The 12,830-nt window shown below is 71.6% G+C and carries 9 protein-coding genes; 4 read left to right on the top strand and 5 right to left on the bottom strand.

Annotated features, from left to right (window positions below):
• Positions 1–22: 22 nt before the first annotated feature.
• From RNL97_RS30205 to RNL97_RS30190, 4 genes are all read left to right on the top strand, one after another.
• Positions 23–1,123 (top strand): Dyp-type peroxidase, encoded by a 1,101-nt coding sequence (locus tag RNL97_RS30205; protein ID WP_313751428.1) that lies wholly within the window; start codon positions 23–25, stop codon positions 1,121–1,123.
• Positions 1,123–1,920: a family 1 encapsulin nanocompartment shell protein gene (locus tag RNL97_RS30200; RefSeq protein WP_243315949.1), complete on the top strand. Its 798-nt coding sequence runs from the start codon at positions 1,123–1,125 to the stop codon at positions 1,918–1,920. The genes RNL97_RS30205 and RNL97_RS30200 overlap by 1 nt, the downstream gene beginning before the upstream one ends.
• 58 nt (positions 1,921–1,978) lie before the next feature.
• On the top strand, positions 1,979–3,421 hold the full coding sequence (locus RNL97_RS30195; protein WP_030584702.1) for a type III PLP-dependent enzyme domain-containing protein: 1,443 nt from the start codon (positions 1,979–1,981) through the stop codon (positions 3,419–3,421).
• A 605-nt stretch (positions 3,422–4,026) separates the two neighbouring features.
• A complete protein-coding gene (locus tag RNL97_RS30190; protein WP_243315947.1) occupies positions 4,027–4,797 on the top strand; it encodes a PIG-L family deacetylase in 771 nt (256 codons plus the stop codon).
• 48 nt (positions 4,798–4,845) lie between these two features.
• Here the strand turns inward: RNL97_RS30190 and RNL97_RS30185 are convergent, their stop codons facing one another.
• From RNL97_RS30185 to RNL97_RS30165, 5 genes are all read right to left on the bottom strand, one after another.
• On the bottom strand, positions 4,846–5,199 hold the full coding sequence (locus RNL97_RS30185) for a GNAT family N-acetyltransferase (RefSeq protein ID WP_030584707.1): 354 nt from the start codon (positions 5,197–5,199) through the stop codon (positions 4,846–4,848).
• Between the two features lie 41 nt (positions 5,200–5,240).
• Positions 5,241–5,666: an aspartate 1-decarboxylase gene (gene panD / locus RNL97_RS30180; protein ID WP_313751427.1), complete on the bottom strand. Its 426-nt coding sequence runs from the start codon at positions 5,664–5,666 to the stop codon at positions 5,241–5,243.
• Positions 5,667–6,750: 1,084 nt separating this feature from the next.
• Complete coding sequence (locus RNL97_RS30175) at positions 6,751–7,842, bottom strand: DEAD/DEAH box helicase (protein WP_151510088.1); 1,092 nt, start codon at positions 7,840–7,842, stop codon at positions 6,751–6,753.
• Positions 7,839–9,692, bottom strand: a complete 1,854-nt coding sequence (gene drmB / locus RNL97_RS30170; protein WP_151510089.1) for a DUF1998 domain-containing protein — start codon at positions 9,690–9,692, stop codon at positions 7,839–7,841. The genes RNL97_RS30175 and drmB overlap by 4 nt, the downstream gene beginning before the upstream one ends.
• The gene (locus RNL97_RS30165) at positions 9,689–12,826 is read right to left on the bottom strand and encodes a helicase-related protein (protein ID WP_151510090.1); all 3,138 of its coding nucleotides are present in this window, start codon (positions 12,824–12,826) and stop codon (positions 9,689–9,691) included. Before RNL97_RS30165 ends, drmB begins: the two co-directional genes overlap by 4 nt.
• Positions 12,827–12,830 lie beyond the last annotated feature (4 nt).

The following is a 12,830-nucleotide window of genomic DNA, read 5'->3' as shown; positions in this document are numbered from 1 at the left end:
ACCTTCGTACTGGAGTGCGCGCATGCCCGATGCCGTCCCCGAGCCCGTCTCCGTACAGCCCGTCGTGGCGCCGTTGACCAACGCGGCGCTGATCCTGGTCGGCACGGTCGAGCCGGGTGGCGAGAGCGCTGTACGGGACGTGCTTCCGGATCTCGCGGCCGTGGCCCGGTCGCTCGGCTTCCGGTTCCCGGACTCCGGTCTCGCCTGTGTGGCGGGGTTCGGCTCCGGCGCCTGGGACCGGCTGTTCGCCGGGCCCCGCCCCGCTCACCTGCACCCGTTCCCGGAGCTGCGCGGGCGGTTGCACCACGCGCCGGCGACCCCGGGCGACGTACTGCTGCACATCCGGGCCGAGCGGATGGACGTCTGCCACGCGTGGGCGGCCCAGTTGCTCGACAAGCTCGGCGGAGCCCTGCGGATCGTGGACGAGACGCACGGCTTCCGCTACCTCGACCACCGGGACCTGCTCGGCTTCGTGGACGGTACGGAGAACCCGGTCGGGGACGACGCCCGTGCGGCGGCGCTGGTCGGTGCGGACGACGACCCGGACTTCGAGGGCGGCAGCTACGTCGTCGTCCAGAAGTACCTGCACGACCTGACGTCCTGGAACGCGCTCACCGTCGAGGAGCAGGAACGCGTCATCGGCCGCACCAAGCTGGACGACGTGGAGTTCCCGGACGAGGACAAGCCCGCCGACTCCCACCTCGCGCTCAACACCATCACCGATCCAGACGGCACCGAGCGCGACATCCTGCGGGCGAACATGCCGTTCGGCAGCTTCGGGAAGGGCGAGTTCGGTACGTACTTCATCGGGTACGCCGCCGATCCCGACGTGACCGAGCGCATGCTCCGGAACATGTTCCTCGGCGATCCGCCCGGGACGCACGACCGCATCCTCGACTTCTCCACCGCGGTCACCGGCTCCCTCTTCTTCGCCCCCCGCGCCGACTTCCTGGACGACCCGCCGCCCCTGCCCGCCCTGTCCCGCTCCGGGGACCTGCCGGAACCGGCAGCCGCACCGGTCCGGCAGGAGCTGGCGCCCGGCCCCGTCCGGCAGGAGCCGGTCCCGGCCGGTTCCGGCCACGGTTCGCTGCGCATCGGCAGCCTGCAAGAAAGCGCCCGGTGATGAACAACCTGCACCGCGAACTCGCACCGGTCACCCCGTCCGCCTGGGACGGGATCGAGCAGGAGGCCCGGCGCACCTTCCGCCGCCATGTGGCCGGCCGCCGCGTCGTCGACGTGTCCGATCCGGACGGTCCGACGCTGGCCGCCGTGGGCGACGGCCATCTGCGCGACATCGATCCGCCCACCCCGGACGTGGTGGCGCGGGCCCGCACGTCGATGCCGGTCATCGAGTGGCGGGTGCCGTTCACGGTGAGCCGCCAGGCCGTGGACGACGTGGAGCGGGGCTCCGCCGACAGCGACTGGCAGCCGGTCAAGGACGCGGCCCGCACCTGTGCGTTCGCCGAGGACATGGCGATCATCGACGGGTACGGGGCGGCCGGGATCACCGGTCTGCGGGACGGCTCCTCGCACGACCCGCTGCCGCTGCCCGCCGACGCGCGGGACTATCCGGTGGCGGTCAGCCAGGCCGTGACGCGGCTGCGGCTGGCCGGTGTCGACGGACCGTACCGGCTGCTGCTCGGCGCTGACGCGTTCACCGAGGCTGCCGAGACCTCGGACCACGGGTATCCGGTCAAGACGCATCTGAGCCGGCTGGTGGACGACGAGATCCTGTGGGCGCCCGCGGTCAAGGGCGGGGTGCTGCTGTCGACACGGGGCGGGGACTTCGAACTCTGCCTCGGCCAGGATCTGTCGATCGGCTACGCGGACCACGACGCCACCACCATCCACCTCTACTTCCATCAGGCCTTCACCTTCCGGATGCTGACGCCGGAGGCCGTGGTCGGCCTGATCGCCTGACCGCCTCCCGTCAAGCCAAGTCGAAGACCCGGGGGCAGTCATCAGGGACTCTGGCCGTATGACGCAGACGACTTCCGCACACCACGAGGGCGGGGCCTCTGCGGCGCCCGCCGCCCGCCACGACGTCACGACCGAGGTCCCCTCCGACGCCTCCGCCGGAGCCGCCGCCCGCTACGACGCCGTCGTGCGGGCGGCGGTCGGGCAGGGGCTGCTGGGCGAGGGCGGCCCGGTCGCCGGGTTCATCGACACGGAGGGGGTACGCGCCTCGGTCGGCGCACTGCGCGACGCCTTCGCGGCCACGCCCGGGGTGCTGCACACCTTCGCGGCCAAGGCGTGCTCCCTCATCCCGGTGCTGAGGCTGCTGGCCGACTGCGGCATGGGGTGCGAGGTGGCGAGCCCCGGTGAACTGCGTCTCGCGCTGGAGGCCGGGTTCCCCGCGTCCCGTATCGTCCTGGACTCCCCCGCCAAGACCCGCGACGAGATCCGGCTGGCGCTCGCCCTCGGCGTGGCGGTCAACGCCGACAGCCTCGACGAGCTGCGCCGCATCGACGCCCTCCGGAACCCGAGCACCTCCTCGGTGCTCGGGCTGCGCGTCAATCCCCAGGTGGGCGGCGGGTCGATCGGGCCGATGAGCACGGCGACGGACACGTCGAAGTTCGGGGTGGCCCTGCGCGACCCGGGGGCCCGCGGGGCGATCGTGGAGGCCTTCCGGGAACGGCCGTGGCTGACCCGGCTGCACGCCCATGTGGGGTCCCAGGGATGCCCGTTGGAGCTGATCGCGGCCGGGGTGGCCCGGACTCACGAACTGGCCGAGGAGATCAACGCCACGCTGGGGGTGCGGCAGATCACGAGCCTGGACATCGGCGGCGGGCTCCCGGTCAACTTCGCCGACGAGACGGTTCGGCCCGCCTACACGGACTACGTGGCGGCCCTGACGGCCGCCGCCCCCGGCCTCTTGTCCGGACGCTATGCGCTGGTCACGGAGTTCGGCCGGTCGCTGCTGGCGAAGAACGGGTTCATCGGAGCCCGGGTGGAGTACACGAAGGACGCCGGGGGCCGCCGCATCGCGCTCACCCACGCGGGAGCCCAGACCGCCACCCGTACCGTCCTGATGCCCGACGCCTGGCCGCTGCGGATCGGCGCGTTCGGCCCGGACGGCGCCCCCAAGGGCGGCCCGGTGCTGGCGCAGGACATCGCGGGCCCCTGCTGCTTCGCGGGGGACGTGGTGGCGTACGGCAGGGAACTGCCGGAGCTTGCCGAGGACGATGTGGTGGTGCTGTACGACACGGGGGCGTACTACTTCTCCACCCCGTGGGCGTACAACAGTCTGCCCCGCCCGGCGGTGTACGGATTCCGCGTGGCGGCGGGGCCGGAGGACGAAGGGCCGGGGCTCGCGGGGCCGGTGACGTTCGCCACGGTGCGGGAGCCGCAGTCCTTGGACTCCATCGCGGCGGAGAGCGGACTCGCGCACGTGAACGCCCTGATCGAGCGGGATGACTGAGCGGCCGTTACGGGCGAGGGAGCGGGCGGGAGGGTCAGCGAGCGGTACGGCTGACGGGGTGCGCGCGGGACGGCTCAGCGGGCGGCACACGGGCAGGGCCCACGAGCTCCCGGACGACGCCCGCCGCCGAGGAGCTCCCGGACGACGCCCATCGTCGTCCGGGAGCTCCCCCGGTCACGTCCCGGCCGGCTGCGGCTCCGGTTCCGGATCCGGTACGGGGTCCGGGCTGGGACCGGGCGGCTGCGGGATGGGGTCCGGGGCGGGTCCGGGCGGCATCGGTCCGGGCCCCGGCGGGACGGGCGGCGGGCCGGGCACCGGCGTGGGCGGGCCCGGCACCGGCGGAGGGGTCGGCGAGGGCGGTACGGGGTCGGGGTACGGGTGGGTCATCGCGATCCTCCACAACGGCACGAAAAGGACAGATGGAGCTTTCCTCCACCGTCTCCCGGTGCGGCTGCCCGCGCCTGCCGAGTCCACACATACACCCGGTGCCCGAGGAGCGCCCGGACGTGGGTGCAGGCCCGCCCGGAGTGGGCAGGACTCCGGGCACCACGCCCCCAGCCACTCCGGATCCGCGCTCGTCGCCACCGACGCGAAAGGTGCCCCCCATGCCCCTGCCGAGTCTTCTCGCCGTCCACGCCCATCCGGACGACGAGGCCCTGTTCTGCGGAGGCGTCCTCGCCCAGCACGCGGCGGCCGGGGCCCGTACGGCGGTGGTCACGGCGACCTGGGCGGAGGGCACGCGCCGGGCCGCCGAGCTCACCCGGGCACTCGAAGCCCTGGGCGCGGGCGCCCCGCGGCTGCTCGGCTACGCCGACGCCCGCGTACCGGAGTCGGCCCCGGGCAGGCCCCGGTTCCTGGACGCACCGCTGGACGAAGCCGTTGCGACCCTGGTCGGCCACATCCGAGACGTACGCCCGGAGATCGTGATCACGACGGACGCCTACGGGGGCATGACCGGCCATCCGGACCACGTCCACGCCCACCGGATCACCGCGCTGGCGGTGCGGGCCGCCGGACTCCCCGGGTTCTGTCCACGCGCCGGCGCCCCTTGGCAGCCGAGCGCCTTGTACCTCGCCACTCACCCCCGCTCGGCGGCCGAGGCGGTGGGCGGACGGCTGGCCCGGTCGGGCGCCCGGGCCGAGGCGCTGTACTGCTCGGAGGACGCCTGGATCACCACGACCGTCGACGTCAGTCCCTGGCTTCCGCAGAAGCTGGCCGCGATCCTCGCGCACCGCAGCGAGGTGGAACGAGGAGCGGCACCCGGCCGGATCGCCGCCCTGGCTCCGGCCGTTCAGCGCGAGGTGCTGGGCACCGAGTGGTACATCCGCGAGGACCTGGGGCGCCGGGGCGGGTCGGCCACGGAGCTGAGCGCGTGATCCGCCCGGGCCCGCGACGCGCCGCCGCGGCGGCCCCGCCCGGGCCGGTCAGAACAGCTCGGGGTGGCTCCTGAGCTGCCGCCGCGCCCCCCGGACGAGCTCGGCCGACGCCTCGGGCGCCTCGTCGGGGTGGCGCTTCGCCCACTTCGCCGCGTACGGGCACAGCGGAACGACGGGGACGCCCTCACGGGCGGCCATCGCGTAGAACTCCCGTACGAGCGCGCCCGCGATGCCCTTGCCCTCGTGCTCGGGCCGGACGACGGTGTGGACGGCCACGAGCGCGCCGGGAGCCGGGTCCATGACGAAGTACGCGATGGTGCCGGCCGACTCACCGCCCTCGTACGCCACGAGGTTGCCGTGTTCCCGGTCGTCCCTGATCTCCACCGCGGCGTTCTCCGCCATCGGCTTCCGCCCTCTCCTGGTCCTGGACGCGGCCGCCGCTCTCAGCCGCCCGCGACGACGGCCTGCGGGCTCCGCTCGGTACGGCTCCCGGGAACCGGCTCCGAGGCGTCGGAGCCGAGCGCCACGATCCGGTTGTCCGCGTCCACGTGCACGACCCGCGGCACGAGGGCACGGGCCTCCGCGTCGTCGACCTGCGCGTAACTGATCAGGATGACCAGGTCACCGGGGTGCACGAGGTGTGCGGCCGCGCCGTTGATCCCGATGACACCGGAGCCGCGCTCGCCCTCGATGACGTACGTCTCCAGGCGGGCGCCGTTGTCGATGTCAACGATATGGACCAGCTCGCCGGGCAGCAGGTCGGCGGCCTCCATCAGAGCCGCGTCGATCGTCACGGAGCCGACGTAGTGCAGGTCTGCCTGGGTGACGGTGGCGCGGTGGATCTTGGACTTGAATATTGTACGTAGCATCGAGGTGCTCCTAGTCATAGGCTCCCTGCCTGCGTATTTGCAGGTCAAGGGCTGTTTCCTCACTCTACAACGAGTCGCATGTTCGGGCGGTGTTCCCCAGGTTTTTCAGGACTCATGCTGACCACTTGCTGACTTTCCTGATCGCTCGCCAGGTGGAGCTCCGGAGAACCCACTCACCCTCCCGAGCTCCGCGAAGACTCCGCAGCTCTCGCCGCAGGCATCCGTGATCGCCGTCACCCCGACGGGCGACCACGTGGGAGTTCGATGCGGTGCAGCAACCTAGTAGCGAATCGCGGTACAGCGAAGTCGCTGAATCTCGCACCATGGCCATGGCCTGCCCGACGACTCTTCGGGGGCACCACTCTGGCGGGGCATCGGCACCGCCCACGTCCCTGACGCCGCCGATCCCGGCGAGTGGGGAAATGCTGGTCGGCGCCAGCCTCGCCAGGCCAAGCAGCTCAGCGGCCCTGGCAAGGACTGGACCGGCCTGCACGCACACCTGGCGGCCACCCCGGCGGCCGGTGACCGACATGCGGGGAGGTGGCCACCGTGATCGGCAGCCACGCCGTCCCAGTCGGCACCCTTCTGGTTTTCTGCGGCCAGTCCCTTAACGCATGGCGGGTCCTCCACGCAGCGGCCGCGTCAGCCCCGGCTTCCGCGGGCCGCCCCCTCGCACAGAGTCACCCGCCGATGTCCTGTCGGCCGACGGCATCCGCTTCGACGCAGGCGTCGCCCCCCGTTACCTTTTTCGTGGCTCCTCAATGGAGCCTCCGGCCTTCGGGTCCGATATGACTTCCCCCTCCTGTTGTTGATGATCGGGGGGGTGGTGTCACCGGGCCCGGAGGCATCGACGGACCGCTGATGAGGGGCTTGAGCACCGGCTTCACCCAGGCCGGAAGAGCTCTCCATGATGTGGATGTGGCAGCTCGGTGCCGTGGCAAGGCCGGACGAAAGCGCGATGGAAGGGTGGGGCGAGGCGTTCTCCGGGGTCGCGAAGAACGTCTTCCACCATCTGTTGTGCTTCGCCACCGTGTGTGGCAGCTCGGGCTGTTGCGGAATGCCTGGCACGCCTCCATGAACTTCGTCATCCGCGCAGCAGGTCACCGGGCCCCACCTGAGCACACAGAGAGGGCTCCGCTTCTCCCTCGTATGCCAGATGGAGTTCATGTCGTGCCCGGGTTGCCAGCACGTAATAGGTCATGCGCAAGGCAGCCGACGTGGGATCCACCGCCGCGTCCGTATGCGTGTCGGGGATGACGACGGTGTCGAATCCCAGCCCTTTGGCGCTCGCCCGGTGGACGAGCACGATCCCCGGGCGGCCGAGGTCCAGCGTGCGGTAACGGCTTTGTGCCGCTCGGGCCCGGGAGGTGTAAAGCTGGGGTTTGAGCCGGGGCGCTCTGCGCTCCAGACTGCCGAACAGTGAGAACTGGACCTGCGTGGAGTTCACGATGACGCCGATGCTCTGCTGCGGGCGCCTCTGCGCCAGAAGGATCAGCAGGTCGGCTGCGCCTCCGTGCGGCAGTCGGTGCAGTCGCGGGGGCGGCCCCTCGCGTTCCGGGAGGGCGGGCAGGCCGGCCCCCGTGTGGAAGTGGGCGGCGAAGGACGCGACCTGGCGTGTGTTGCGATGGTTGCCCTCAAGTGCGAGGCGTGTGCAGCGGCCCAGACGCCCGGCGATCTCGGTGAGCGTGGAGTTGGCGTCGGTCAGCCGCTGGCATTCGTCCGCGAACACCGTCGTTCGGGCTCCGAGCAGACGGCAGAGGCGGTAGAACTCCGGGGGCAGGTCCTGGCCCTCGTCGACGACCAGGGTAAGTCCGGGCACCGGGCCGGTCTCCCCGGCACGGTCGTAGAGGGCGGGCCAGTCGAACCAGCCGTCGGTGCCGCGCGGGGGCTGTCCGCCATACCACTCGGTGAGCCACGCGTGTGCGGTCGCCACGCGCACGCCGCGGTCCGCCGGTCCGAGCGCGTGGACGGTCGCGGCCAGTGACTGGCGGAGCAGATTGGACCGGGTCAACAGGACTGCTGGGGTTCCGGTGAGGGCGAGCATGATGGCCCGTTGGACCGCCAGGAGGCTCTTGCCGCTGCCCGGCGGACCGCTGATCAGGTGATTGCCGTCGAAGGGGAGGCCTTCGAGGCAGGCGCGCTGTTCCGGTACGAGGTCGAGGTAGGTGAGGGTCACATCTCCTCCAGGGCGTCCACCGCGGCGTTCCGGGCGGTCGTGACGATCGCCTCCAGATAGCCGGGCACCTGTTCGCCGCCGACGACGAGAGCGCGGTCGAGAAGGGTGTTGCCGGTCTCGCAGCTCGTCTCGGGCAGCAGGGCGCAGGCATGGCAAGCCGCGCGATTGAGGTTGCCGAAGCCCTGGCCGGTGTGTTCGGCGCACAGGGGGTCGGCGGAGCACCAGGCGGCTGCTTCGGTCATCCGCAGCAGGGTCTCGGCGAGACGCGGCGGCTCGCCCTGCTGCACGAGCCCGCCGAGGGTACCTGCGGCGTCGCCCGCGGCGGTGTAGACGAGGATGCCGTACTGGTTCTGCTCGGGGCGTGCGTACACGCGTTCGCGCAGGCTGGCAGTCGTGTAGCCGGATTCGAAGGACAGCTGGCGGATCAGCAGGTGGGCCAGTGTGTGCAGCAGGACGAAACGCGGGGAGAGCTCTTCCCCGGTCAGGGCTTGGAGCCGTTCCTTCTGAAAGGACCGGTCGAGGTCGGCGCGCATGCCCGCGACCCGCCGGCGCACCTCTGGGGCGCCTTCCCAGGAGGTGAGTTCGTCCTGGTCGAGGGTGAGGAGGACGCCCTCGCCGAAGACTTCGACGGCAGGGAGCCATTTCAGGCGCCGGGCGGTGTCGGCGGGGACGAGGGACGCGTCCGGGGAGACGCGGCTGAAGCCGGACAGTGCGCGCACCTCGCGCAATCGGTCGGCGAGCACGATCCGGCCGATGCGGCGGTGCAGGCCGGCCCAGGGTTCGGCGGTCTCCTGTCCGAGTCCGAGGGTGGTCCCGCGCAGTGCGAAGTCCCGGGTGGCGGGCGGGGCCGGTGCGGTGAAGGCGACCCACTCCTCGCGACTGAGGTCGGGGCGGGCGGGCGCCGTTGCCGGGTCGGACGATGTGACGGGCAGGGGCTGCCCCGTCTCCTCGGCGAGCAGGGCGTCGAGAAGCCGGTCCTCGGCGCCGGTGTCCTCCTGGATCATCGTGCGGAAGACGTCGGCGCGCGGGGTGCCGGCGACCCGGCAGAGCGACACCCACAGGTCGTGCTCGCGTACGCGTCCGGCGCGTTCCTCGTCTCCGTACGAGGCAGGCGCGTCCGACTCGGGGATGTCGAGCGCCGAGTGCACCACCGGGTAGTACAGGTTGCCCGCTGTGCGCTGCACGATCTGTACGGGCATGACGCACTCTGTGGCTTCGTTGGCCCGCTGCCAGGGGTTACGTCCCGAACAGCGCATGCCGTGCGTGCCGAGGATGTCGAGCAGGTCGCGGGAGGCCCCGCACCCCTTGGCCGTGCACGTGACGGAGAGCGCTTCGAGGCCGGAGGCGCGCTCGGACACGAGGAAGCGGAGCTTCTCACGTTCGCCGCACTGCCGCCGTTCGCCTGCTTCTCGCCGCGAGTGTGCCCAGAACCACCAGTCGACGTCGCCGAGGTGACCGGCCGCGCAGATCTGGACGAACCGCATGGGGGCGAGGGTCCGGCCGGGTGAGCAGGACGGGCAGCGGGGCGGCTGCCCCGGCTTCTCATCGGCGATGCGCCACCGCTGCATACGGCGGCAGGCCCCGCAGAACAGCCAGGACGGGAAGCGGATGTAGGGGGCTCCGGGAGCGTCGGGGGTGTCGAAGCGGTCGTTGGCCGTGGGGGGCGCAGCGTAGAAACCGGTGACGCCGAGACGGGCCGCGAGCCGGGGCGACTCGACGCGCTGTCTGGCCTTCTGCGGCCAGTCGCCGATGCCCGTGGCGACGAACGACTCGCCCTGGATGTCGAAGACGGCCCCGACGCCGAACGGCAGAACGGTCTGCGACTGGCGTACACGGAGTGTGCGGCTCACAGGTCGGCCCCCTTCACCATCACCTGGCATTCCCGGTCGACGTTGCGCATGGAGTTCGGTGTCTCCCACAGGCCGTAGCGTTGTTCGAAGCTCTTGATCAGATTGGACTGTCCCTTGCCCTGGCTGCGGTAGTACAGCTCGCGGCCGTCCTTGCGGGCCTCGCGCGCGGCGTCCTCCCAGTCGGCGAGGAGTTCCGCGACCTCCTTGCGCACGGCGTCGGCGGCATACGGTTCACCGGCGGCGGCCCGTTCCGCCAGCTGACCGCCGAGGGCTTCCACTTCGGGCAGCCGGTCGAGGATGTGCCCGGCCTGGTTCTCGGCGGCAAGGCCGAGGCGGTGGCGTACGAGGATGACCAGCGCGGCGTGCAGGGCGCGCCGGCGTGAGGGCACGGACCAGGGGGTGACGCTCGTCGGTTCGACGTGCCGGTAGAGGGAGCGGTGGTACACGTCGAAGGTCTCGTAGTGCGAACGGTCTCTGGGGCGGGTGGCGTTGAAGAAGGTGACGACGAGACCGGGCACGGTGTGCCGGCCGACCCGGCTCGTGGCCTGGATGTATTCGGCCGTGGTCTTGGGCTGACCCTGCATGAGCATCAGCGCGAGCCGCTTCACATCAATGCCGACGGACAGCATGTTGGTGCAGGGCAGGAACGACACCGACTGAGCGTCGGACCAGGGCTTTTCGAGCCGGTCGAGGAGGACGGGCTGTTCGGCGCGTGGCAGGTTGCTGGTGAGTTCCTGCACCTGGTGGTCCGCCAGTGCCCGGATTCCCGACCCTGAATCCAGCCCTGTGAGCTGTGCGGGGATGTCATCGGCCGCGGCGGTCACCGTACGGCCGAGTTCGCGGAGGCTGTGGTGGTAGGCGACCAGCGTCCAGTAGGCGTCTCGGTGTTCCTCCGGGAGTTCGTAGGCGCCCTGGAGCATCGCGGCGGCGGTGGCGACGGCGGCGCGACCCGCCGTGTGTCCCTGGGCCATGACGCCGAGGTAGCGGCGGCCGGGCCGGGACGTGTCGGGTTCGGCGAAGTAGGAGTGCCGGGCGTCGAGTCCGGCGGGCGGGAAGAGCTGGGCGCCGCTGCCGTACAGGGCCCGGATCTGCTCGCCGGAGCGGCGAATCGTCGCGGTGGACGCCACGACCTTGGCTCCGATGCCGTCGCGGGTGGTGCACAGCCCGAGCACCGCCGCCTCGTACAGGCCGACGGTGGTGCCGAGCGGTCCGGTGAGCAGGTGCAGCTCGTCCTGGATGACGAGGGACGGCGGCAGGTTCGCGGTTCCCGCGCCGAACAGCCGTCCCGAGCGCGGTTCCCATGCGAGCCGGGCGAACTTGTCCACGGTGCCCAGGACGAAGGTGGGCGGCCGGTCGTACAGCTGCTCGTCGACGACGGCGACGGGCAGCGCGTCGTGGAAGGCGCACTCCTCGCGCGGGCAGTAGAAGGTGAACGAGTCGGCGGTGGCGCGTACTCCGTAGTCCCCGATGTCGGGCGACTTGTGGGCGGGCATGATGCGTGTGCCGCACCACGGGCAGCGGTCGAGGATGAAGACGTCGTCGGGCCGGGCGGCACCGCGCACGTCGCCGAAGACCGCGCGTGCGTTCTCGTACGAGTTCGGGGAGGTGGCCTCGCCCACCCACAGGCCGATGGAGAACGGCTCGTCCCCGTAGGGTGCCGGGTCGGCGCGGCGCAGCGTCTCCAGAGCGCAGATGGTGGTGGCCGCGCGTTGGAACTGCTGGGTGGTGAGCAGGCTCAGGGTGTAGCGGCTCAGCACCGCGGTGCCCCCACCGCCCTCCTCGCCCCGGCGGAGCACCATGGTGAACGCGGCCAGCAGGAGGTAGGCCTCCGTCTTTCCGCCACCGGTCGGGAACCAGATCAGGTCGGCCGTCGCCCGGTCTCGGTGCCGGGGGTTGGCCACGCCGTCCAGGGCGAGCAGGAAGAACGCTAGCTGGAAAGGCCGCCATACGGCATCCGGGCTCGGCTCCGGGTCGAGGAGCACCGCTTCACGGCGGGCGCGGCGTTCACCTGCCTGATCGCGGGCGGAGTGCCGCATCTGGAGGGCCATCGCGCGGTTCGCGGTACGGAAGGCGTGCAGCAGCTCGGGCCGCGCCGGATCGCAGAGGGTTCGGACGCCGGACTCGATCCGGGTGACGGCGGCGTTGATGCGGGCCAGGACGCGGGCGGCGGCTTCTCGGCCCCAGGCGGGGACCTCGGTGTTCAGCTGTCCCACGTACCAGGCTCGGTAGTCGGCGGCGAACTCCGCCAACTCCTCGTGAAGTTGGGCGAGGGGCACGGCGGGGTCGGCGAGGTGGAGCACGTTCAGCACGGGCGATCCGGTGAAGCCGGCCGCGCGGACGGCGCTGACCTCGGCCTCAGGCATGACGGCGGCCTTGACAGCCACTACCGCCCGTTCGCCACGCTCGTCGTGCGAGGCATATCGCTCCTCGACCGCGCAGCCGTGTCCGACGGCGTGTGTGCGGACGTGCCGGTACTGCAGACGCAGTTCCTGTTCCTCCGGGTCACGGCTGGCCAGTCGCACGCTCGGGTAGGGCAGCACATCGCCGTCCGCGGGCCACGCTTCCAGTTCGACCTGGAAGAGCATCCGGTCCCATTGCGCGGCCTTACCGAGCGCCTGTTCGTGGTGGGCGGTGTTGACCAGAGCAACGGTGACGAGCTGTCCGGAGCCGAAGGCGCGCCTGCGGATGCGGATCTCGGCACGTCCGTCGAGCACGGGGACGTGGTCCCGGTCGGGTCCGAGCGCGTGGGTCTCCTCGGGCAGCGGGACGCGTTCCCAGCGGCGGCCCCGCCCCCCGGTGGCGGCGAGAGTCCTGTAGCGGGCTCCGGCACAGCGGATGTCGACGGTCGTGGCGTCGGTGTAGAAGCTGAGGCCGAGCGAGGACGGCAGCCAGGAGTTGGACTCGGGCACAGGGTCCGCCGCGGGCGCCGTGTCCTCGGCACCGCCCTCCGTGCCGGTGCCGTCGAGCTCCTCCGCTGCGAGGTCCAACTGCCTCTGCAGATCGGCCTCCTGCGGATACAGAGTTCCCATCAGGTACTCACGGTCGGGCGGCGCGTCGAGCAGCTCGCTTTCGCCGGAGGCAGGACCGACGAGTCGGCGGTGCAGGTACGAGACGAGTTCCTGTCTGGGATCCATGGTG

It is taken from the genome of Streptomyces parvus, assembly GCF_032121415.1.
Lineage (GTDB): Bacteria > Actinomycetota > Actinomycetes > Streptomycetales > Streptomycetaceae > Streptomyces > Streptomyces globisporus_A.
The sequence above is the reverse complement of the archived record's forward strand: the minus strand, read 5'-3'. Positions and strand labels throughout refer to the sequence as shown.